General features: G+C 46.4%; 21 protein-coding genes. 20 read left to right on the top strand and 1 reads right to left on the bottom strand.

Features of this window, described 5'->3' with window-relative positions; genetic code table 11:
- Positions 1-59 precede the first annotated feature (59 nt).
- The 3 genes from LCM20_RS19215 to rsmI are packed head-to-tail and all read left to right on the top strand — an operon-like array spanning position 60 to position 1,930.
- Positions 60-803 carry a tRNA1(Val) (adenine(37)-N6)-methyltransferase gene (locus tag LCM20_RS19215; protein ID WP_225197108.1) on the top strand — a complete coding sequence of 248 codons (744 nt, stop codon included), beginning with the start codon at positions 60-62 and terminating at the stop codon, positions 801-803.
- Positions 793-1,083, top strand: coding sequence for a GIY-YIG nuclease family protein (locus LCM20_RS19210; protein WP_225197107.1), 291 nt, complete (start codon positions 793-795; stop codon positions 1,081-1,083). Before LCM20_RS19215 ends, LCM20_RS19210 begins: the two co-directional genes overlap by 11 nt.
- Positions 1,058-1,930, top strand: a complete 873-nt coding sequence (gene rsmI, locus LCM20_RS19205; RefSeq protein ID WP_225197106.1) for a 16S rRNA (cytidine(1402)-2'-O)-methyltransferase — start codon at positions 1,058-1,060, stop codon at positions 1,928-1,930. The genes LCM20_RS19210 and rsmI overlap by 26 nt, the downstream gene beginning before the upstream one ends.
- Positions 1,931-2,051: 121 nt before the next feature.
- On the opposite strand, the gene LCM20_RS19200 is transcribed toward rsmI, so the two are convergent.
- Positions 2,052-2,330, bottom strand: coding sequence for an AbrB/MazE/SpoVT family DNA-binding domain-containing protein (locus tag LCM20_RS19200; protein WP_225197105.1), 279 nt, complete (start codon positions 2,328-2,330; stop codon positions 2,052-2,054).
- Between the two features lie 417 nt (positions 2,331-2,747).
- Here LCM20_RS19200 and metG point away from each other — a divergent pair, with 417 nt between their 5' ends.
- From metG to mfd, 17 genes are all read left to right on the top strand, one after another.
- Entirely contained in the window at positions 2,748-4,706 is a 1,959-nt protein-coding gene (gene metG / locus LCM20_RS19195) for a methionine--tRNA ligase (protein ID WP_225197104.1), read from the top strand.
- A 113-nt stretch (positions 4,707-4,819) separates the two neighbouring features.
- The gene (locus tag LCM20_RS19190) at positions 4,820-5,590 is read left to right on the top strand and encodes a TatD family hydrolase (protein WP_225197120.1); all 771 of its coding nucleotides are present in this window, start codon (positions 4,820-4,822) and stop codon (positions 5,588-5,590) included.
- Positions 5,591-5,805: 215 nt separating this feature from the next.
- Entirely contained in the window at positions 5,806-7,026 is a 1,221-nt protein-coding gene (locus LCM20_RS19185) for a G5 and 3D domain-containing protein (RefSeq protein WP_225197103.1), read from the top strand.
- 210 nt (positions 7,027-7,236) lie between these two features.
- Complete coding sequence (gene rnmV / locus LCM20_RS19180) at positions 7,237-7,797, top strand: ribonuclease M5 (RefSeq protein ID WP_225197102.1); 561 nt, start codon at positions 7,237-7,239, stop codon at positions 7,795-7,797.
- Positions 7,790-8,677 carry a 16S rRNA (adenine(1518)-N(6)/adenine(1519)-N(6))-dimethyltransferase RsmA gene (gene rsmA, locus LCM20_RS19175; protein ID WP_225197101.1) on the top strand — a complete coding sequence of 296 codons (888 nt, stop codon included), beginning with the start codon at positions 7,790-7,792 and terminating at the stop codon, positions 8,675-8,677. The genes rnmV and rsmA overlap by 8 nt, the downstream gene beginning before the upstream one ends.
- A 554-nt stretch (positions 8,678-9,231) precedes the next feature.
- The gene (gene yabG / locus LCM20_RS19170; protein ID WP_225197100.1) at positions 9,232-10,107 is read left to right on the top strand and encodes a sporulation peptidase YabG; all 876 of its coding nucleotides are present in this window, start codon (positions 9,232-9,234) and stop codon (positions 10,105-10,107) included.
- A gap of 200 nt (positions 10,108-10,307) precedes the next feature.
- The gene (gene veg / locus LCM20_RS19165; RefSeq protein WP_035545428.1) at positions 10,308-10,568 is read left to right on the top strand and encodes a biofilm formation stimulator Veg; all 261 of its coding nucleotides are present in this window, start codon (positions 10,308-10,310) and stop codon (positions 10,566-10,568) included.
- 171 nt (positions 10,569-10,739) lie between these two features.
- On the top strand, positions 10,740-10,913 hold the full coding sequence (locus tag LCM20_RS19160) for a small, acid-soluble spore protein, alpha/beta type (protein ID WP_225197099.1): 174 nt from the start codon (positions 10,740-10,742) through the stop codon (positions 10,911-10,913).
- 121 nt (positions 10,914-11,034) lie between these two features.
- Entirely contained in the window at positions 11,035-11,895 is an 861-nt protein-coding gene (gene ispE, locus LCM20_RS19155; protein WP_225197098.1) for a 4-(cytidine 5'-diphospho)-2-C-methyl-D-erythritol kinase, read from the top strand.
- A gap of 66 nt (positions 11,896-11,961) precedes the next feature.
- On the top strand, positions 11,962-12,780 hold the full coding sequence (gene purR, locus LCM20_RS19150; RefSeq protein ID WP_225197097.1) for a pur operon repressor: 819 nt from the start codon (positions 11,962-11,964) through the stop codon (positions 12,778-12,780).
- Positions 12,781-13,002: 222 nt separating this feature from the next.
- Entirely contained in the window at positions 13,003-13,302 is a 300-nt protein-coding gene (gene spoVG / locus LCM20_RS19145; RefSeq protein ID WP_225197096.1) for a septation regulator SpoVG, read from the top strand.
- Between the two features lie 180 nt (positions 13,303-13,482).
- Positions 13,483-14,862, top strand: a complete 1,380-nt coding sequence (gene glmU / locus LCM20_RS19140) for a bifunctional UDP-N-acetylglucosamine diphosphorylase/glucosamine-1-phosphate N-acetyltransferase GlmU (protein WP_225197095.1) — start codon at positions 13,483-13,485, stop codon at positions 14,860-14,862.
- Positions 14,863-14,877: 15 nt separating this feature from the next.
- Positions 14,878-15,831, top strand: coding sequence for a ribose-phosphate diphosphokinase (locus LCM20_RS19135; protein ID WP_225197094.1), 954 nt, complete (start codon positions 14,878-14,880; stop codon positions 15,829-15,831).
- Positions 15,832-15,910: 79 nt separating this feature from the next.
- On the top strand, positions 15,911-16,561 hold the full coding sequence (locus LCM20_RS19130) for a 50S ribosomal protein L25/general stress protein Ctc (RefSeq protein WP_225197093.1): 651 nt from the start codon (positions 15,911-15,913) through the stop codon (positions 16,559-16,561).
- A 204-nt stretch (positions 16,562-16,765) separates the two neighbouring features.
- Entirely contained in the window at positions 16,766-17,329 is a 564-nt protein-coding gene (gene pth, locus LCM20_RS19125) for an aminoacyl-tRNA hydrolase (RefSeq protein WP_225197092.1), read from the top strand.
- Between the two features lie 85 nt (positions 17,330-17,414).
- The gene (locus LCM20_RS19120; protein ID WP_225197091.1) at positions 17,415-17,645 is read left to right on the top strand and encodes an anti-sigma-F factor Fin family protein; all 231 of its coding nucleotides are present in this window, start codon (positions 17,415-17,417) and stop codon (positions 17,643-17,645) included.
- Between the two features lie 31 nt (positions 17,646-17,676).
- Complete coding sequence (gene mfd, locus LCM20_RS19115) at positions 17,677-21,213, top strand: transcription-repair coupling factor (RefSeq protein WP_225197090.1); 3,537 nt, start codon at positions 17,677-17,679, stop codon at positions 21,211-21,213.
- The last annotated feature ends 333 nt before the right edge of the window (positions 21,214-21,546 follow it).

Here is a 21,546-nt window from a genome sequence, read left to right as displayed (position 1 = left end):
AATAATGAAGGTAAGCGACAACCAATTCGCTATACAGATATAGGAAAGGAACAAGCGCGATGGTTCAATTATATGGAGATGAACGAATCGATTTTTTATTGGCAGAAGAAAACATGAGAATCATCCAAAGTGAAAGTGTCTTTGCGTTTTCACTGGATGCGGTCCTTCTGGCCGATTTCACATATGTCCCTAAGACGAGAGGGAAGATCCTTGATTTATGCACCGGGAATGGTGTCATCCCGCTCTTTTTGTCCACCCGGTCAGAGGTGCCGATTACTGGGGTGGAAATCCAGGAGCGTCTTTATGATATGGCGCTTCGGAATATCGAATTGAACGAGTTGGGTGATCAATTATCGATGATCCACGGAGATTTGAAGGAGATGCCGGCTTATTACGGAAACAACAAGTTCGACCTTGTGACATGTAACCCTCCGTATTTCCCGACTCCGAAAACGGAACAGAAAAATTTGAATGAACATCTTGCGATTGCACGACACGAGATTCACTGTACGCTCGAGGAGGTCATCGAATCGCTCAGCAAGCTTGCGAAGTCAGGTGGCAAAGTGGCCATGGTCCACCGCCCTGAGCGTCTGGTCGACATCCTGACGTTGTTCCGTCAGTATAAGATTGAACCGAAACGGATGAGGCTCGTCTATCCGAAAAAAGGGAAGGAAGCGAACATTCTCTTAATCGAAGGGACGAGGGATGGTAAGCCCGGACTTGATGTCCTGCCCCCTCTTTACGCATTGACGGATTCGGGGGATTATACGCCTGAGCTGAGGAAAATCCTCTATGGCGGATAACCATTATGTCTACGTTTTAAGGTGTAAGGATCATTCGCTTTACACGGGATACACGAATGATTTGACCAAGCGGATCCAGAAGCACGAGTCAGGAAAAGGTGCAAAATATACGAGGGGCAGAGGACCATTCGAACTTGAAATCGCTAAGACTTTTGATACGAAGCAGGAAGCGATGAAGGCTGAATATAGAATCAAACAGATGTCTCGGGCACAGAAAGAAAAGTGGCTGGCGGAGGCTAGAGGAGGCGACGCGGATGAAAGTTCAAAAAAGTTTTTCTGAAAAAACAACAGGTACACTATATGTTGTACCGACGCCGATTGGCAACTTGGAAGATATGACATACAGAGCGGTCAGAACACTTGAAGAAGTCGATGTGATTGCAGCGGAGGATACGCGGAATACGAGGAAGCTTGTCAATCACTTCGAAATTCAGACGTCACTTGTCAGTTACCATGAGCACAACAAGCACTCCAAGGGACCGCAGCTGATTGAACGCCTCGAGGCTGGAGAGTCGATTGCTGTGGTCAGCGATGCCGGTATGCCGGGCGTATCGGATCCGGGAGCGGATCTCGTTGCGCTTGCGGTGGAAGCGGATGTTGTGGTCGTCGTACTGCCGGGTGCAAATGCGGCCCTTCCCGCTTTGGCTGGATCTGGTATTTCGACGGATCAGTTTTATTTTTGTGGCTTTTTGCCACGAAAAAAGAAAGAAAGAGCGGTCCAATTAGAAGATTTGAAGCGTCTATCGGCTACTTTGATCTTCTATGAATCGCCTCACCGGTTGAAGGAAATGCTGACCCATACGCATGAAATCCTCGGAAATCGGAAGGCTTCTCTTGCCCGTGAATTGACGAAACGGTATGAGGAGTACGTCAGAGGAACGCTTGAGGAACTTGTCGAATGGGCCTCGGAAGAGCATGTTCGAGGTGAATTCTGTGTGATCGTAGAAGGCGCTTCAGAGGATGAAATCGAGGAAGAAGACGTCTGGTGGGCGGATTTGACAATTGTCGAACACGTTGAATACTACATGGAAAAGGAAAACATGAAGAGCAAGGCGGCGATTAAGCAGGCGGCCCTTGATCGGCAACTGCCGAAGCGTGATGTTTACCAGGCTTACCACGTAGAATGAAAAAAAACCCCTTACTGCAGGTCTGTGCCCAGTAAGGGGTTTTTCTATAAACATATGTCTTTGTTAAAAATGAATCGTCTCTTTACCTTATCGTCTCAAATGTTTCTCTGTTTCTATGGTTTTATTTATTTAAGTTGTTTTGAATCTCTGAAATTAGCTGTTCTGCGCCTTCTTTGCTTAGGACAAGATTGCCATTTGCAAGTTTCATGTTGTCATCAGAAACTTCCCCAGTCACATGGCAAGTCATGTTCGGCTTATACTTCTTCAATACGATGCGGTCGTCGTCCACATAGATCTCCAAAGCGTCCTTTTCGTTAATTCCAAGCGTACGACGAAGTTCAATCGGAATCACCACACGACCTAGTTCGTCAACTTTACGTACAATACCTGTAGATTTCATAATTCTGTCTCCCCTCAATCAAAAGTATTTTCGTCATCTTTCGACATATGTCTCGACATAATAGTACCAACCATTCCCAGACAAGTCAATTCCTTTAAAGATAAAATGTGTTTCCAACTCTCTATACACGCATGGGTATTCAAAAAGACTGAATAATGCGTCATCAGACCTGATGTTGGTTAAAGGAATAGTACGTGACATGTACCAAATATGGTTGAATTAACCATCTATCTTTTACAACTAATTTTACCAGAGTCTTTACAAATGTGAAATACATAACTGTAAGATTTTTGACAATCATATTGGGAATTCGGTATATTTTAATGTTAGGAATGGAAATAAAGTAGATAAATCGATAGAATGAAACAATAAGTGAAAAAGCCAACACGTGCTTTAGATTTTTGAGGAGGGAACATGATGCCAGAGGAAAAGAACACCTTTTACATCACCACACCGATTTATTATCCTAGCGGCAACTTACACATTGGGCATGCCTACACAACGGTAGCCGGTGACGCTATGGCTCGATATAAACGACTTCAGGGGTATGAAGTCATGTATCTGACTGGAACGGACGAACACGGTCAGAAGATCCAAAAGAAAGCGGATGAGAAAGGCGTTGCACCGCAAGAGTATGTCGATGAGATTGTAAGTGGTATTAAGCAGCTTTGGGACAAGCTTGATATTTCATACGATGATTTCATCCGTACGACGCAGGACCGTCACAAGAAAGTCGTCGCTAAAATATTTGACTACTTGATGCAGAAGGGCGACATCTACCTGGATCAGTATGAAGGGTGGTACTGTACATCCTGTGAATCCTTCTTCACGGAACGTCAGCTGGATGATGGTCATTGTCCGGACTGCGGAGGCCCTGTTGAGAAGGTTAAGGAAGAGTCGTATTTCTTTGAAATGAGTAAATACGTCGATCAGCTGCTGGACTTCTACGAGAAGAACCCGACCTTCATTCAACCGGAAAGCCGTAAGAACGAAATGATCAATAACTTTATCAAACCCGGTCTTGAAGACTTGGCTGTATCCCGTACGACGTTTGACTGGGGAGTCGGCGTTCCGGGCAACGAGAAGCACGTCATCTACGTGTGGATCGATGCACTAAGTAACTATATTACGGCACTAGGTTACGACTCCGATGATGATAGCCGTTACCAGAAATTCTGGCCGGCAGATGTTCAGCTTGTAGGAAAAGAAATTGTTCGTTTCCACACGATTTACTGGCCGATCATGTTGATGGCGCTCGACCTTCCGCTGCCGAAGCAAGTATTCGCGCACGGTTGGATTTTGATGAAGGATGGAAAGATGTCTAAATCAAAAGGAAACGTTGTCGACCCTGTTCAACTAAGCGACCGCTATGGTCTGGATGCACTTCGTTACTACCTTCTTCGTGAAGTTCCATTCGGAAGCGACGGTGTGTTCACACCAGAAGCTTTCGTTGAGCGTACGAACTACGACTTGGCGAATGACCTCGGTAACTTGTTGAATCGTACCGTGGCTATGATCAGTAAGTATTTTGATGGTGAAATTCCTGCCGTCACACAAAGCGAGAACGAATTCGACCAAGACCTTGAGAAAATGGCGCAGGAAACGCGTCTTTCCGTTGAGAATGCTCTTGAGAACATGGAGTTCTCTGTAGCGCTTGCGGACTTGTGGAAATTTGTCAGCCGTACGAACAAGTACATTGACGAAACACAGCCATGGGTGCTTGCGAAGGACGAAAGCCAGAAGGATCGACTAGGCAATGTTATGGCGCACTTAGCTGAATCCCTTCGTCACATTGGTGTCCTTCTTCAGCCGTTCCTTACGCAAACGCCGGAACGTATCTTCAAACAGTTGGGTGTCCAGTCCGATGACTTGAAGACATGGAACAGCATGACTGAATTCGGAGCAATCCCTGCTGGTACTAAGGTACAGAAGGACGATCCGATCTTCCCTCGACTCGACGCAGAAGAAGAGACGAAAGTCATCAAGGATATGATGAAGAAGCCTGAACCGAAGAAAGAAGAAAAGAAGCCGGAGAAACCTGAGCAGGTGGAAGAAGTGACGATCGAGGACTTCTCCAAGCTCGATTTCCGTGTAGCCGAAATCAAGAAGGCTGAAAAAGTGAAAAAAGCCGATAAGCTGCTGAAAATTCAGCTGGACCTTGGCTATGAAGAACGCCAAGTCGTCTCCGGCATCGCCAAGCACTATTCCATTGAGGAACTGGAAGGTCGTAAAGTCATCTGCATTACGAACCTGAAGCCGGTCAAGCTCCGTGGAGAGTTGTCACAAGGCATGATTCTTGCTGGAGAAGACGAAAACGGCAAGCTGTCGTTAGCGTCCATCGATCAAACGATGGCAAACGGAACGAAAGTTAAATAATCAGAAAGCGGAGAAGTCTGTGGACGATTCGCACTGTGTAGAAGAAAAGGGAGGCAGCCGCTTCCCTTTTCTTCATCATGAAGACGATACTAAGCGAGAGGTGGAAAAAAACGATGCTTTTTGATACGCACGTACACTTGAACGCCGATCAGTTTGAAGAGGATTTAGAAGAGACGATTTCTCGTGCCCGGGAAGCGGGGGTCCGTTACATGACGGTCGTCGGATTTGACCGGAAAACGATCCCGAAAGCCATTCAAATCGCCGAAGACCATGATCACATTTTTGCAGCAGTCGGCTGGCACCCTGTCGATGCGATTGATATGACAGAAGAGGATTTGAAATGGATCGAAGAGTTGTCGGCGCACCCTAAAGTGGTGGCCATCGGAGAGATGGGCCTCGATTATCACTGGGATAAATCGCCTGTTGAGGTTCAGAAGGAAGTATTCCGCAAGCAAATTGCTCTTGCGAAGAAAGTGAAGATGCCGATCATTATTCACAACCGCGAAGCAACAGAAGATATCGTTGACATATTACGTGAGGAAAACGCGGCAGAGGTCGGCGGCATCATGCACTGTTACAGCGGACCGCCTGAGATTGCTAAGGAATGCATTGAGATGAACTTCATGATTTCCCTCGGTGGTCCTGTGACATTCAAAAACGCCAAGCTGCCGAAAGAAGTCGCGAAAGAGATCGACTTGAAGCACATGCTTGTCGAAACGGATTGTCCGTTCCTTGCGCCGCATCCGAACCGTGGAAAGCGCAATGAGCCGGCGTACGTCTCGCTTGTAGCTGAGCAAATCGCTGAACTGAAGGGGATTTCCTATGAAGAAGTCAGTGAAGTGACAACGGCGAATGCACTCGAATTTTTCGGGATTTCGTCTTAAAATCGGGTACTTTATACCCAATGTTACAGAACCAACATCAAAATGTATGGGAATTGTAACATGTTTGTTATGTTAATCGACTAGGCGAAAAGGCATAATAGAGGAGTCAGCCAAAAGGATGCTGGCTCCTCTTTTTATTTCAAGAGGCGTTTGATTGACATCCTTAGTAGCTGCGACTAAAATTGAACGAGTGTTTAAGAAAGGAGGCAGCAGAAATGGAAAACAAAAAGAAAGGTTCACAGTCGTTGTTTAAAAACACAATGGTGTGGATTTCTATGATTTCTGTCGCGAGTATTGCCTTTTTATTAACCGTTTCGTATCAAGCTACTAAAGCTTCTGTACAAGTGACTCAAAACGGCGATACCGAACTGGTTCGCACGCATGCGAATACGGTTGGTGAATTGCTGAATGAACTGAACGTCGATGTACAGCAGCACGATGAATTATCACACGAACTATCAGACCCTGTAACTTTTGGAATGGATGTTACGTACATACCATCTAAATCTATAAATCTAGCAATCGACAACAACGATACAGAAACGTATCACACAACTGCCCGGACCGTTGGGGAGCTTCTTGAAGAAGAAGAGGTAGATGTGAAAGAGCAAGACGATCTATCGCACGATACGGAAGCTGCGCTCAAGGATGGAATGGATATTCAGATTGAGCGGGCCTTCCAGGTGACCTTCAATGATGGAGGTAAAGAGAAAGAAGTTTGGACCACGGCTTCAACTGTCGGTGAATTCATCGACAATCAAGAAGTGACCGTCAACAAGCTCGATGAATTGAAACCGGCTGAAGAGAAGCCTCTTCAACCTGACACTCCGATCACGTTGACACGAGTGGAGAAAGTGACCGACATCGTCGATGAAGAGGTCGGCTTCACCGTCGAGACGCGGAAGGACAATTCGATCACAAAAGGTCAAAAAGAAGTTCTCTCTGCTGGAGAGAATGGTCTCGTCACGAGAGAATACGAAGTCATCATTAAGAACGGGAAAGAGACAAGCCGCGAGCTGATCGATGAAACGGTAAAGAAAGAGAGCAAAAAGAAAGTGGTCGCCTTAGGAACGAAAGTGCAAACCACTTCGACAGCAAGCTCGAACAACGCCGTTACCACCGTATCCCGCGGAAATTCTGACAGTTCACGCACGTTATATATGCATGCAACAGCTTATACGGCGAATTGCAGCGGATGTTCCGGTGTAACAGCTACGGGAATTAACCTGAAAGCGAACCCTGGCGCGAAAGTGATCGCCGTGGACCCGAATGTCATTCCACTTGGCACGCGCGTCTGGGTTGAAGGCTATGGCTATGCTGTGGCAGGAGATACAGGTGGCGCGATCAATGGCAACCGCATCGACCTCTTCGTTCCTTCGAAGAGCAAAGCCTTGAGCTTCGGTCGACGCAATGTGAAAGTGAAAGTACTAGATTAAAGGTAAGAGCAGGGGTATCGGATCCCTGCTCCTTTTTTGTTTTTAGAAAGCATGAAGACAGCTTGTTCACCATAATGATTCAGAGGGCTCTTATGCGGCTGTTTAGCGGCAGGAGGTAGAATCCCCTTCAAGGACGGGTTGTCGCCTCTGTGATGGATTCATGGTATGCTAAGGGTGGATTATGGCTCGCTTATACAGGGGGAAACAAGATTGAAAATTAAAGAAGTCATTGTAGTGGAAGGAAAAGATGATACCGCACGTATTCGAGAAGCGGTCGATGCGGATACCATCGAAACGAATGGATCGGCTGTGGATGATGCGGTTCTTGAGCAGGTCAGGCATGCCCAGCAAAAGAGGGGGGTCATCATTTTTACAGATCCGGATTATCCCGGGGAGCGGATTCGTCATATCGTTTCGCAAAGCGTACCCAACTGCAAGCATGCTTTTCTCCCGAAGCATCTGGCACGCGCGAAGCGGGACAAAGGCATCGGCATTGAGCATGCCACTGCCGAGGACATCAGGGAAGCTCTGTCATCTGTTTATGAATTATCAGATGACTGGAAGGAAACCATTACAAAAGACGACCTAATCGATTATGGCTTAATTGGTGGACCAAAGGCACGAAAACGTCGTGAACAGCTGGGCATCCACCTGAGCATTGGCAAAACGAACGGAAAACAACTGCTGCGCCGTTTGAATATGTTCCGCATATCAGAGGAGCAGCTTGATGATACGATGAGGCAGATCATTCAGGAGGAAAGAGATGAATAACCGAGCAGTAGCAACACCGACAAGAACACGGGAAATCCTTAAGAAATATGGGTTTTCGTTTAAGAAGAGTCTAGGACAGAACTTTTTGGTGGACGTCAATATATTAAAGAACATCATTGAACATGCAGGCATTGATGAAAAAGCAGGGGCCATTGAAATCGGACCTGGAATCGGGGCGCTGACCGAGCAACTCGCCATCCACGCGAAGGATGTTGTCGCATTTGAAATCGACCAGCGCCTTTTGCCGATTCTGGATGATACGCTGCAGGACTATGACAATGTCTCGATCATTAATGAGGACATTCTGAAAGCGGATGTGCAAAACGTGATGGAGGAGAAGTTTGAGCCGGGACAGCCTGTCCATGTCGTAGCGAACCTCCCGTATTACATCACAACACCGATCTTGATGAAGCTGCTGATGGACCGTCTTCCAATCAGCAGTCTGACGGTCATGATTCAGAAGGAAGTGGCGGATCGTATGGCTGCTGTGCCGAATACGAAGAGCTATGGTTCCCTTTCGATTGCGGTTCAGTACTATACAGAGGCGAAAGTGGTCATGAACGTGCCGAAAACCGTTTTTCAACCACAGCCGAATGTAGACTCCGCCGTGCTGCATCTGAACATGCGATCTGAGCCTCCGGTGGACGTGAACAACGAAGACTTCTTCTTCGATTTGGTCAAAGCGTCATTCGGACAGAGAAGAAAAACCTTGATGAATAACTTAGCCCGTCACTTTAAAGGGATCTATGATAAAGAAGAATTGAATAAACGTCTTGATGAAATCGGAATCGATTCGAGAAGACGAGGGGAATCGCTCTCAATGGAAGAATTCGCCCTTCTCGCCAACCGTCTAGACACCACTGAAAGCCCAGACGCCTAAACGTCTGGGCTTTTCAGGATGTCGAGAAGTCCTATCGGTTCTTATAAAGTTTGAGAAGCGGTGTTGGCGAAACAACTCGCTTTCCGTGGGCGTCCGCTGAGTCTCCTCGCTCCCTTCGTTCGCTGCGGGGTCTCATCTGTACTCTGCTCCCATAGGAGTCTCGCAGTTTCGCCAACACCTTTATGAAGGAAAGACGGAACCTCTTATGCTACCGTCCGAAAAGGCGATGATGGCACAGCATAGCGTTCGCCTTTCCATATTCCTGCTCGGTTCTGTTCGCGCTACTTTTGTACAGTGGGGTGGAAAACTCCACATTTGTAACAGAAGCGTTCTCCAACCTTTTTCAACAGACTGGAAAGCCCAGACGTCTAAACGTCTGGGCTTTTTTTGGTTTTGATCTGTACGAACTGGAGTGAAGAGTGGGGGGACCACTCGCTTTCCGCGGCCCAACAGAACGTGGCGGTCTCGTTCGGACATCCTCAATTAGGAAAAGTGACACATCGTAAAGTCAGCCCACATAGACTACATTAGTGCTTTCTGTGAGGTGGGAGATTATGATAACAACCGGAGACTTAGTGACAAGAAAATCGTACTCCAATGACATTATTTTTCGCGTGCAGTCGACAGGTGGACCGATCATCAAGTTAATGGGAGAGCATGTCCGTTTAGAGGCAGATGCCCCCTTGGGTGATCTGCAAGAGGTGACCGGAGCTGAATATCACCGGATGAAAGAGAAGGTTGATGAGCAGGAATCGTATTCCTATCGTCTCTTCAGGCAGGATTACCGCTTGTTGAAGGAGCAGCGGGAATCAGAAGCTGGCAGCGGGTACTCCAGCAGCCAAGACTCGAACTATTTTCAAATCCCCCCTCGAATTCTTCATGTAGATGGAGATCCTCTTTTTCTGAAAAAATGCATTGCCTTGTATGAACAGCTCGGACTTCAAGTACATGGTCAATATATGCATGAAAAAGAAATGCCGACGAGGATCATGGATTTGATTGAGAAAGTCCATCCCGAAATCGTGGTGATCACGGGGCATGACGCTTATTCGAAGGCGAAGGGTTCGATGCGTGAGCTGGAGTCCTATCGTCATTCGCGTTACTTCGTGGAAGCGGTACGGAACATCCGTCAGAAATACCCGAACTTCGATCAGATGGTCGTCTTTGCCGGGGCGTGTCAGTCCCATTTTGAATCGATCATTAAGGCCGGGGCGAACTTTGCTAGTTCACCAAAGCGTGTGAACATTCATGCGATCGATCCTGTATATGTTGCAGCAAGGGTGGCATATACGTCGGTCACCAATCATATCAATATATGGGAGGTCATTCGAAATACCATTAGTGGGGAATCGGGCCTCGGAGGAATTGAGACGAGAGGATTACTGCGAATCGGCATGCCATATTCACAAGAATCGTACGAAGATTTATAGCCGCTTATTGATCGACATAGGCGGCTTTTTAGAATTTCAGGCACTTCTACATAATTTTCCTAATCATGGATAAGCTAACTTAAGAAGGGTTTTCAGTAATCTTATGTTGACATGTTTTTATGAACATTGGTATAATTAATAATTTTATTTGACTTTGTCCCGTATGCGTGGTAAACTAAATATCAGTGAGGTGGAGTGTAGTGGCTAAAACGCTAGTAGAAATCAAGCAGTCCTTAGAAGGTCAGATTGGTAAACGTTTAACGCTGAAGGCAAATGGTGGACGTCGCAAAACGATTGAACGTTCAGGCATTCTGGCAGAGACGTACCCAGCTGTGTTCATTGTTGAACTTGACCAAGAAGAAAATGCTTTTGAACGTGTATCCTACAGCTATGCAGATGTACTTACAGAAACGGTTGAGTTGAACTTCGACGACCTACAAACAATGGCTCTTGAGCAGTAAACACTTCGTTTGCTGCTTTTTTTTTGTTTTCACACAGATAGTTTGTTCCAATTCCGCTTTTTTTCTCGCTGTATCCTTTTCCATGCTTCCCTGTATGTGCCTGTTTAAGGTCGAGCTCTCCTGCGTAAGCTAAGGGTGTCGTACAAGTGAAAGCGAAAGGAGCTGAAGACGATGGGCAGACGTAAAGGTATTATGTCCGATTCGTTGAAAGAAGAGATCGCGAAAGAACTTGGTTTTTACGACACAGTGCAAAAAGACGGCTGGGGCGGCATTACGACTCGCGATGCCGGTAACATGGTAAAGCGGGCAGTTCAAATGGCTGAAGAGCAAATGATGAAGAAATAAGTATTCCCCCCTCGTGCGACGCGAGGGGGTTTTTCGTGTGCTCAGAAAAAGATGGTGACGCTTTTTATTTTGAAAATGTGATACAATGCTTGGAGATAACCTTTAAAGATGAGGTGCTCGCATGCAAATGTTAGAAAAAGCTCCTGCGAAAATAAATTTATCTTTGGACGTGCTGTACAAAAGAAATGATGGCTTCCATGAAGTGGAGATGGTCATGACGACCGTCGACTTGGCTGACCGGATCGAACTGACTCCCTTGAAGCAGAATGTCATTAAAGTCGAATCGGAGAATCGGTTCGTTCCGAATGACGAACGCAACTTGGCCTACAGGGCGGCGAAGCTGTTAAAGGACCATTATGGCGTGAAGAAAGGCGTCCGGATTTTTATAGAGAAGAATATCCCGGTTGCAGCGGGACTTGCTGGTGGAAGCAGCGATGCCGCGGCAGTGCTTAGAGGATTGAACCGCTTGTGGGAATTGAACCGAACGACAGACGAACTTGCTGAACTCGGTGCTCAAATCGGTTCAGATGTATCATTCTGCGTGTATGGCGGGACGGCCCACGCTACAGGTCGAGGGGAAAAGGTCGAGGCCCTTCCTGCGCCACCTCCGTGCTGGGTCGTATTGGCGAAGCCGACAATCGGCGTGTCGACACAGACGGTGTATCAGAACTTGGACTTACAAGAAGCGGCTCACCCGAATACGGAAGCGATGATTCAAGCCTTGAAGGATGGAGACTTCAAATCGATCTGTGGCAATGTCGGCAACACATTGGAAGGGGTCACGATGAACCTTCACGAAGAAGTGGGCCAGATTAAAGATCAGATGCGCCAAGGCGGAGCGGATGCTGTGCTGATGAGCGGAAGCGGTCCGACGGTCTTTGCCCTGGTTGAACAGGATGCCCGTGCTCAGCGGATTTACAATAGCCTGAAAGGGTTTTGTGAAGAAGTATATATCGTAAGAATGTTAGGATATCGGGAATGAACTTGATTAAATCCGTACAAATCTGATATATTGTATAAATAATATTCGGATTTTGAGGTGTGAATCATGAAAAGAAGTGAACGGTTAGTCGCGATGACACATTTCATTTTGGACCGCCCTAAAGAGTTGGTTTCTCTTCCTTATTTTTCAGAGAAGTTCGATTCGGCGAAGTCATCGATCAGCGAAGATTTAGCAATTGTGAATAAGATGTTTCGGGAAGAAGGCATCGGCTATCTGGAGACGATTGCCGGAGCGGCAGGCGGTGTGAAGTACATTCCGTCCTATTCCAAGGAATACAGCCTTGAATTCGTGCAATCGTTGTGTGAAAAGCTCGAGGATCCAGAGAGGCTTCTGCCCGGTGGCTATTTGTTTATGAGTGATATTCTCGGAGACCCGAAAACGACGCGTGACATCGGCCGTCTTTTCGCATCAGCCTTCCATGATCAAGACATTGATGCCATCATTACGGTGGCGACGAAAGGGATTCCGCTTGCGTATGCTGTGGCATCCTACTTGAATGTCCCGGTGGTCATCGCCAGAAGAGACCCGAAGGTGACAGAAGGCTCCACCGTCAGTATCAATTACGTATCAGGCTCCACTCGCAAGATTCAGACGATGGTCCTAACGAAGCGTTCCTTACAGCAAGGGGCGCGCGTCTGTATCATCGATGACTTCATGAAAGCGGGAGGCACCATCAACGGAATGAAGAATCTGTTGAAGGAGTTCGACGCTGAAGTGGCTGGTATCGGTGTATTGGCAGAGGCAGAGGATGAGGATGAAGAACGCGTAGTAGAAGACTATTTATCACTGGTTCAAATCATAAATGCTGATGATCGTGCTCAAAGCATTGAAGTGAAACCAGGAAACTTGTTACAGTATTTATAATGGGAAAGCTTCTCAACTTCCAGGTTTGAGAAGCTTTTTTATTAGGAGCCTGCATGAAAACGCTCTACAACAGCATTCACCAGACTCATACTTTAGAAATACAACCAATGGACGAAAAAAATCAATTTATTTGAAAACTTTTTATTAAATGAAGCAGGAATTTTTGGCGTTTTGTGGAATTGAAGTATATAAGTTCTTTTTTATAAAAGGTGGTGAATCTTAATGGAAGTAACTGACGTAAGACTGCGACGCGTAAATACGGAAGGAAGAATGCGAGCAATTGCTTCTATTACCTTGGACCAGGAGTTTGTTGTCCATGACATACGGGTGATTGATGGCAACAATGGTTTATTCGTAGCCATGCCGAGCAAGCGTACACCAGATGGTGAGTTCAGAGACATTGCGCACCCGATCAATTCTGGTACACGTGGGAAGATTCAGGAAGCTGTTCTTGGAGCATACCAACGTGCTGGAGACGAGGAGCAGGCAGAAGTAGAGTTTGAAGAAGCCGGCGCTTCCTAATACTTACGAACACCGGGAGTCTAACCTATGTAGTGGTTAGGCTTCTTTTTTTGTTTAGAGAGGTTGTAGAACTAGTCCATAGGTAGGTGTCTGACTGTTTCTGCCACTTCTGCTATGGATTGAAATTAGACGGTTTTTAAGATATTATTCATAATGGATAATTAGGATGGAGGTACGTTCATGACGAATCGATATGCTGTCGTATTGGCAGCCGGGCAAGGAACTCGTATGAAGTCTAAGTTATATAAAGTGTTACACCCTGTATGTGGTAAACCGATGGTCCAACACGTCGTGGATCAGCTGAAGACGTTAGATCTGAGTGAACTGATTACAGTAGTTGGGCATGGCGCGGAGAAAGTGCAGGACCAACTTGGAGATGACAGTCACTATGTGATTCAAAAAGAGCAGCTTGGTACAGGTCATGCTGTGCTTCAGGCGGAAGATATTCTGGCTGATAAAGAAGGTACGACGGTGGTCGTTTGTGGAGACACTCCGCTGCTGACAGCCGATACGCTTCAACAGCTCTTGGATCACCATGATCAAGAAGGAGCCAAAGCTACGGTTCTAACGGCTCATGCAGAAGATCCACAAGGGTATGGTCGTGTGATTCGTGGAGGAAACGGCCAAGTCGAACGTATTGTAGAGCAAAAAGATGCATCAGACGAAGAACAAGCGATTCAAGAAATCAACACAGGTACGTACTGTTTTGATAACAAGATGCTTTTTCAAGCGTTACAAAATGTGTCTAACGACAATGTCCAAGGGGAATACTACCTGCCGGATGTTGTAGAAATCTTGAAAGGTCAGTCTGAAACCATCAGCGCATACCAAACACCTGACTTCTCGGAGTCCTTAGGTGTGAACGACCGCGTTGCGTTGTCGAAGGCAGAGACCCTCATGAAACAACGGATTAATGAAAAGCACATGCGTGCCGGAGTGACAATCGTCGATCCTTCTAACACGTATATTGGTCCGGATGTAAAAATCGGACAGGACGTGATGGTGCATCCAGGGAGTATTCTTAAAGGGGATACTGTCGTAGAAGCGGATGCGGAGATCGGTCCGCATTCTACGATTGAAGACTGTCATGTCGGTGCAGAGTCCGTCGTGAAGCAGAGTGTAGCGAACAACAGCCGGATCGGTGCCCGCGTTCAGGTTGGACCTTTCGCACACATCCGCCCTCAATCTTCATTGGGTGACGATGTGAAGGTCGGCAACTTTGTAGAAGTAAAGAAAGCATCGTTCGGTGACGGAAGTAAAGCTTCTCATTTAAGTTATATCGGAGATGCTGAAGTTGGCAGCGGCGTGAACATTGGCTGTGGAACGATTACAGTGAATTACGATGGTCAGAACAAACACCTGACGACCATTGAAGACGATGCATTCATCGGCTGTAATTCGAATTTAATTGCACCAGTAACCGTTGGAAAAGGCGCTTATGTGGCGGCTGGCTCAACGATCAATAAAGATGTACCAGCAGAAGCTTTGTCGATTGCACGATCTCGTCAGACGAACAAAGAAGGCTACGCATCAAGAATCAAATCGATAAAAAAAGACTAATGGAGGGTATCATCCATGACAACGGGATATAAGGATCCAAACCTGAAAGTTTTCTCCCTGAACTCGAACCCTGAGCTGGCGAGTGCTATAGCAGATAACATTGGAGTCGACCTCGGTAAATGTACCGTGACAAGCTTCAGTGATGGCGAAATTCAAATTAACATCGAAGAGAGTATTCGAGGTTGTGACGTGTATGTCGTTCAATCCACATCCGAACCGGTCAACCAGCACATTATGGAGCTGTTGATCATGATCGACGCGCTGAAGCGTGCTTCTGCGAAAACGATCAACATCGTAATGCCTTATTACGGCTATGCACGACAGGATCGTAAAGCACGTGCACGTGAGCCGATCACAGCGAAATTAGTGGCAGACCTACTGGAAACAGCAGGCGCGTCCCGTGTCCTTATGCTTGATCTGCACGCTCCGCAAATTCAAGGTTTCTTCAATGTACCGATTGACCACCTGGTAGGGGTTCCAATTCTTTCCGACTACTTTGAAGAAAAGAACTTTGACGACCTTGTCATCGTGTCTCCAGACCACGGCGGAGTTACAAGAGCCCGTAAAATGGCGGATCGCTTGAAAGCTCCAATCGCCATTATCGACAAACGACGTCCACGTCCAAACGTAGCCGAGGTCATGAACATCGTCGGTAATATCGAAGGGAAGACAGCGATTCTGATCGATGATATCATAGACACAGCGGGAACCATTACGCTTGCTGCCAATGCTCTGATTGAGAATGGCGCTAAAGATGTATATGCCTGTTGTACGCACCCTGTCCTTTCAGGTCCTGCGATTGAACGAATCGACAACTCGAAGATCAAAGAGTTAGTCGTCACGAATACGATTCCTCTTGGGGAAGAGAAGAAAATTGATAAGATTACGGAATTGTCCGTTGCCGGCTTGATCAGTGAAGCGATCATCCGCGTTCATGAACGTCAGTCCATCAGCATTTTGTTTGATTAATTTGCAAAAAGAGGTTTAAGGTCTTAAATTAACGGGAAACTGATATAAATGATTGGTATTTATATGGAGGATGATTAATTTGGCTACTAAACTAAAAGCGAACCAAAGACAAAATCTTAAACAGTCTGTTACACGTGAACTTCGACTTGCAGGAAACGTGCCAAGCGTTGTTTACGGCAAAGAGAACCAACCGATTACAGTCTCTGTAAACAGCATCGAACTTCTTAAAACAGTACGCGACGAAGGTAAGAACGCTATTATCTCCTTAGATATCGATAATGGTGAAACGGTCGACGTTATGTTACATGAATACCAGGTTGACCCACTTAAAGATGAATTGATTCACGCAGACTTCTACGTCGTAAACATGTCTGAAGAAATGGACGTTGAAGTACCTGTACACCTAGAAGGTGAAGCTGCAGGTTCTAAAGAAGGCGGCGTATTGCAGCAGCCGCTTTATGAATTGGCTATTCGTGCCAAACCGGCTGATATTCCAGAAGAAATCACACTTGATGTTTCTGAATTGAACATCGGGGACAGCATTCTGGTAAGTGATCTGAAAGAAGCTCGTAAGTATGAGATTACTGAAGATCCAGATACAACCATTGTATCTGTAACGCCACCAGAAGAAATGCCGGAAGAGCCTGACACTGAGAATGCTGACGCAGAGCCGGAAGTCATCAATGAGAAGAGCGATGATGAAGGTGAAGAACAAGAAGACAAAGAATAAAGATAGACAAAGAACAGGGGCGAGGCCAAAGGGCCCGTCCTTTTTCTTTGTCTATCACTTGTTTCGTTAGACGTGCCTTGTTCGTATAGCCGTTTGAATTTTCTTGATACTCTTGTTCTTTTGACATCATTTTCAGAACAGCTCTGATATAATAAGAGGAACTTATCATAAGTGAAAGTTCCGGAACAGAAAAGGGAGTTATGAATGAAGTGCATTGTAGGTCTTGGGAACCCAGGAAAGAAATATGATAAGACAAGACATAACATCGGATTTATGGTGTTAGATGAATTAGCCGCCCAAAATCATTGGTCCGTATCACAGACGAAGTTCCGTGGTTTATATACGACAGAACATGTGGATGGAGAGAAGATCCTTCTCCTCAAACCGCAGACATATATGAACTTATCGGGGGAGTCGGTACGTGCCTTTATGGATTATTATGATATCGAGGTAGATGATCTTCTTGTTGTGTATGATGATCTCGATCTGCCGCCAGGGAAGATCCGTCTTCGTAAAAAAGGTGGGCACGGAGGTCATAATGGCATTCGTAATATCATCGATCAACTTGGAACAAAAGAATTCAAGCGACTCCGAATGGGAATCGGTCGTCCTGCTGCACCCGTTACCGTGGTGGATTACGTGTTGGGTGAATTCCCGAAGTCTGAGCAGCAAGATGTCACAGACAGCATCGATCAAGCTGTGAAAGCATGTGAAGCGTGGATGGGGCAGTCGTTTGATGAAGTGATGAATGACTTTAATGCAAAATAGAGAGTCAGCAAGCGGCTCTTTTTGAATAACGCGGTGAAATGCCGGCAAAACTAATGACCATCACAACTCTTAGAGGAGGATGGAAATGAAAATTCGTTATTTTTGTCGGCACTGTCAACATCAGGTCGGTGAACTGGATGCTGAGAAGGTTGATGCTTCACAACTCGGTTTTGATGTGCTGAACGATGCGGATCAAGAACAGATGGTCCATATGCAGAGTGATGGGAATTTGGACATCCATACGATTTGTGATTCATGCAAGGAAGGGCTCGACCGGCATCCTCACTACCATGAATTAGATAATTTTATTCATTAAGTCCCGCCTAGGGATGGTGGAGGAGTTCGTTATGCAAGGAATAAAGCAGTATTTGTATCAGCAGGATGACATTCATTCTGTTGTGGATGGCTTTGAGTCTGGATTAAAAGAACAAATGGTGGCTGGTTTATCCGGTGCATCGAGAAGCGTTTTGATTTCTTTGTTGAAAGAATCGTTGAAGCGTCCGGTGCTTCTTGTGACGCATCAACTGATTCAGGCTCAGCAGTTGTATGATGATCTTCAGGAGCTGACAAATGAAGAAGATGTTCACCTTTATCCGGTGAATGAATTGATGGCATCTGAAATCGCAACGGCCAGCCCTGAGCTGAGAAGCCAGCGGATTGAATCGCTGCACAAATGGCTGAACCAGGAGTCGGGGATCCTCATTGCGCCCGTCGCAGCATTAAAACGAATCATGGCACCGAAACAGTATTGGGAGCACAATCAGCTCCCTTTTCGTGTTGGGGAAGAAATCGACCTTGACACTTATTTGAATAGGTTTGTGAGTATGGGATATGAACGCTCGGAAATGGTTGCCACCCCGGGGGAGTTTTCTGTGCGTGGGGGGATCATGGACGTGTACCCGCTGACGTCGGAGTTCCCTTATCGAATTGAGTTGTTTGATACAGAGGTTGATTCCATCAGGACATTTGATTCGGAAACACAGCGCTCACATGAGAAGCTGGACCACGTCAGCATTGGACCGGCGACTGAGCTGCTTTTGACTGAGGAAGACTTTGCCCGTGCTGAGCACCGGTTGGAAGAAGCCTTTAGTGAGTCGTTGGCCAAATTGCAGAAATCAGAAGCGAAAGAAACGCTGAATGAAGTCATCGAACATGATATCGGCCGTTTGAAGCAGCAGGAACGGTTCGAAGAGATGTATAAATATATCGGTTTTTTCTATGAACAAAACTACAGTTTGCTAGATTACCTGCCAGAGAATGGTTTGATCATATTGGATGAAATGAGCCGTATTCAGGAAACGGCGAACCGCCTCGATCAGGAAGAAGCGGAGTGGCATCAGAGCCTGCTTGAAGCGAACCAGACCGTTCGTGGATTGAAACTGTCATTCGATTGGCACGAGGCGTGGACAAAGATGGATCGTCCCCGTCTTTATATGTCTGTTTTTATGCGGCATATTCCGAATACGCAGCCGCAGAATATCGTGAATATCTCCAGTCGGCAGATGCAGGAATTCCACGGTCAGATGAACCTTTTAAAGACAGAAATGGACCGCTGGGAAAAGCAGGACTTCTCCGTTCTCATATTTGCGCCTGACGACAAGCGTGCTGAAAGAATCGAATCCGTGCTGAGAGATTACGATATGGAAGCTGTGATTTCAAAAGAATCGGTCACTCTTCCGTTGGTGAAACCGACCATTGTTATCGGCAATATGAGCAATGGCTTCGAATTTCCGATGCACCATCTCGCCGTCATTACGGAGAAAGAACTGTTCAAGAAACGGAAAGCGAAACCGAAGCGTAAACAAAAGATGTCTAATGCGGAACGAATCAAGAACTATCAGGAACTTAAAGTCGGCGATTATATCGTTCACGCCAACCACGGGATCGGGAAGTACCTGGGGATCGAAACGCTAGAAATGAACGGGACTCATAAAGATTTTCTTATGGTGAAGTATTCCGGGAATGACAAGTTATATGTTCCGATCGATCAGATCGACTTGATTCAGAAGTATGTCGGTTCAGAGGGCAAAGAGCCGAAGATGTATAAACTCGGCGGCAGCGAGTGGAAAAAGGTGAAAAGCCGCGTGCAGTCCTCTGTTGAGGATATTGCGGATGATTTGATTCAGCTTTATGCCGAACGCGAAGCTTCAAAAGGCTATGCCTTCAGCAAAGACCATGAAATGATGCGCGATTTCGAAGCGGCTTTCCCGTATGAAGAAACGGAGGACCAAATCCGTTGTATCGAAGAAATCAAGGAAGACATGGAGCGGATCAGACCAATGGACCGTCTGTTGTGCGGGGATGTCGGGTATGGGAAGACCGAAGTCGCGATTCGTGCTGCATTCAAGGCGATTCTCGATGGCAAGCAGGTGGCGATCCTCGTCCCTACTACGATTCTTGCTCAGCAGCACTATGAGACGCTACAGGAGCGTTTCCAGGGCTTTGGCATTAATATTGGGCTTATGAGCCGTTTCCGTACGAGGAAGCAGCAGAAAGAGACGACAGACCGCCTGAGAAAAGGATTAGTCGACATCATCGTTGGAACGCACAGGATTTTGTCTAAGGATATCGTGTTCAAGGATCTCGGTCTTCTGATTGTGGACGAAGAACAGCGATTCGGTGTAAAGCACAAGGAGAAGATCAAGCAACTGAAGAACAATGTCGATGTGCTGACCTTAACCGCAACACCGATTCCGCGTACACTGCACATGTCGATGCTCGGCGTGCGTGATTTATCAGTCATTGAAACCCCGCCGGCCAACCGTTTCCCTATTCAGACCTATGTGCTTGAATATAATCCGATCTTCTTAAGGGAAGCCGTGGAGAGGGAAATGGCGAGAGATGGGCAAGTGTTCTTCCTGTTCAACCGCGTCGAAAACATTGAACGTATGGCACAGGAAATTGCCGCGCTCGTGCCAGAGGCGCGTGTTTCGTTTGCGCACGGTCAGATGAACGAGACAGAGCTTGAGAATGTCATGTTCTCCTTCCTTGAAGGAGAGTCGGATGTGCTTGTCAGTACGACGATTATCGAGACAGGTGTGGACATTCCGAACGTAAACACGCTGATTGTGTATGATGCAGATCGTATGGGACTCAGTCAGCTTTATCAGCTTCGCGGACGAGTTGGACGTTCTAACCGTGTCGCTTACGCATATTTCACGTATCAGAAAGACAAAGTGCTGACGGAAGTGGCGGAGAAACGTTTGCAGGCGATTAAAGAGTTCACGGAACTCGGTTCCGGTTTCAAGATTGCGATGCGCGACTTGTCGATCCGAGGCGCTGGAAACCTGCTTGGTGCCCAGCAGCACGGATTCATCGATTCCGTCGGGTTTGATATGTACTCCCAAATGCTGAAGGATGCCATCGAGGCCAAACAGCAGGGTAAAGAGCCGGAAGCGATACAGCCGTTCAGTCCAGAGCTTGACTTGATGATTGACGCCTACATTCCGCCTGAGTACATTGCAGATGAGAAGCAGAAGATCGATATGTATAAGGAATTCCAGGCAATTGAATCAGAAGAGGATATCCAGGACCTTCGTGATGAGTTGATTGACCGCTTCGGGGACTATCCGCAGGAGGTCGAGAATCTCTTTACAGCCTCGACGATCCGCTTACATGCTAAGGAATCCCGTATTGAAGCAGTGAGTGAGAAGAAGAAAAAGATCGAGATGGTCATGGAGAAAGAACAAAGTCAGCAGATCGACGGCGCCAAGCTGTTTGATTTAGCGAACCAATACGGACGAATGGTTCAGCTTTCAACGGAAGATAATCAACTGAAAGCGACATTCTCTTGGGACCGTAAGACGAAGTTCGACCGTTATGAAGTGGTGCGAAAGTTCATTAGTCAACTTCCGGACATGATGCGGGAACATACGAACGCCTAAAAGCCATACATTTGTGTAGGACTTCTGCAATATCAGGGACAAAAAAGAGGAATAAAATATTCAGGAGAGGCTGGGACACGTGTGTTCCAGCTTTTTTGTCTGGACTTTTGTTCCTTTAAATCGATCTCCTATTCCGCCTCTCTGTTTTTCTAATATAGTCAAAATAAGGGGCGTCATCTTTGTATGAGTGCTTTGATTAAAAAGAAAATATATTGGAATAATTATACTGTAAACCCGCCCATTGATAAAAAAATCCATTCCAAGGGTGTATAGGTTTTTCCTGCTGAATCATACTAACTGTAATCACCTGCTTATTCTGCATGCGCTTCAACC

Origin of the sequence: Halobacillus litoralis, from assembly GCF_020171725.1 — a bacterium.
Classification (GTDB): domain Bacteria; phylum Bacillota; class Bacilli; order Bacillales; family Halobacillaceae; genus Halobacillus; species Halobacillus litoralis_F.
The sequence above is the reverse complement of the archived record's forward strand: the minus strand, read 5'-3'. Positions and strand labels throughout refer to the sequence as shown.

What these genes read in the sequence shown, in the direction of transcription:
- LCM20_RS19215 (WP_225197108.1), top strand. Translation starts at nt 60, where the DNA reads ATGGTTCAATTATATGGAGATGAACGAATCGATTTTTTATTGGCAGAA.
- LCM20_RS19210 (WP_225197107.1), top strand. Translation starts at nt 793, where the DNA reads ATGGCGGATAACCATTATGTCTACGTTTTAAGGTGTAAGGATCATTCG.
- rsmI (WP_225197106.1), top strand. Translation starts at nt 1,058, where the DNA reads ATGAAAGTTCAAAAAAGTTTTTCTGAAAAAACAACAGGTACACTATAT.
- LCM20_RS19200 (WP_225197105.1), bottom strand. Translation starts at nt 2,330, where the DNA reads ATGAAATCTACAGGTATTGTACGTAAAGTTGACGAACTAGGTCGTGTG.
- metG (WP_225197104.1), top strand. Translation starts at nt 2,748, where the DNA reads ATGCCAGAGGAAAAGAACACCTTTTACATCACCACACCGATTTATTAT.
- LCM20_RS19190 (WP_225197120.1), top strand. Translation starts at nt 4,820, where the DNA reads ATGCTTTTTGATACGCACGTACACTTGAACGCCGATCAGTTTGAAGAG.
- LCM20_RS19185 (WP_225197103.1), top strand. Translation starts at nt 5,806, where the DNA reads ATGGAAAACAAAAAGAAAGGTTCACAGTCGTTGTTTAAAAACACAATG.
- rsmA (WP_225197101.1), top strand. Translation starts at nt 7,790, where the DNA reads ATGAATAACCGAGCAGTAGCAACACCGACAAGAACACGGGAAATCCTT.
- yabG (WP_225197100.1), top strand. Translation starts at nt 9,232, where the DNA reads ATGATAACAACCGGAGACTTAGTGACAAGAAAATCGTACTCCAATGAC.
- LCM20_RS19160 (WP_225197099.1), top strand. Translation starts at nt 10,740, where the DNA reads ATGGGCAGACGTAAAGGTATTATGTCCGATTCGTTGAAAGAAGAGATC.
- ispE (WP_225197098.1), top strand. Translation starts at nt 11,035, where the DNA reads ATGCAAATGTTAGAAAAAGCTCCTGCGAAAATAAATTTATCTTTGGAC.
- purR (WP_225197097.1), top strand. Translation starts at nt 11,962, where the DNA reads ATGAAAAGAAGTGAACGGTTAGTCGCGATGACACATTTCATTTTGGAC.
- spoVG (WP_225197096.1), top strand. Translation starts at nt 13,003, where the DNA reads ATGGAAGTAACTGACGTAAGACTGCGACGCGTAAATACGGAAGGAAGA.
- glmU (WP_225197095.1), top strand. Translation starts at nt 13,483, where the DNA reads ATGACGAATCGATATGCTGTCGTATTGGCAGCCGGGCAAGGAACTCGT.
- LCM20_RS19135 (WP_225197094.1), top strand. Translation starts at nt 14,878, where the DNA reads ATGACAACGGGATATAAGGATCCAAACCTGAAAGTTTTCTCCCTGAAC.
- pth (WP_225197092.1), top strand. Translation starts at nt 16,766, where the DNA reads ATGAAGTGCATTGTAGGTCTTGGGAACCCAGGAAAGAAATATGATAAG.
- LCM20_RS19120 (WP_225197091.1), top strand. Translation starts at nt 17,415, where the DNA reads ATGAAAATTCGTTATTTTTGTCGGCACTGTCAACATCAGGTCGGTGAA.
- mfd (WP_225197090.1), top strand. Translation starts at nt 17,677, where the DNA reads ATGCAAGGAATAAAGCAGTATTTGTATCAGCAGGATGACATTCATTCT.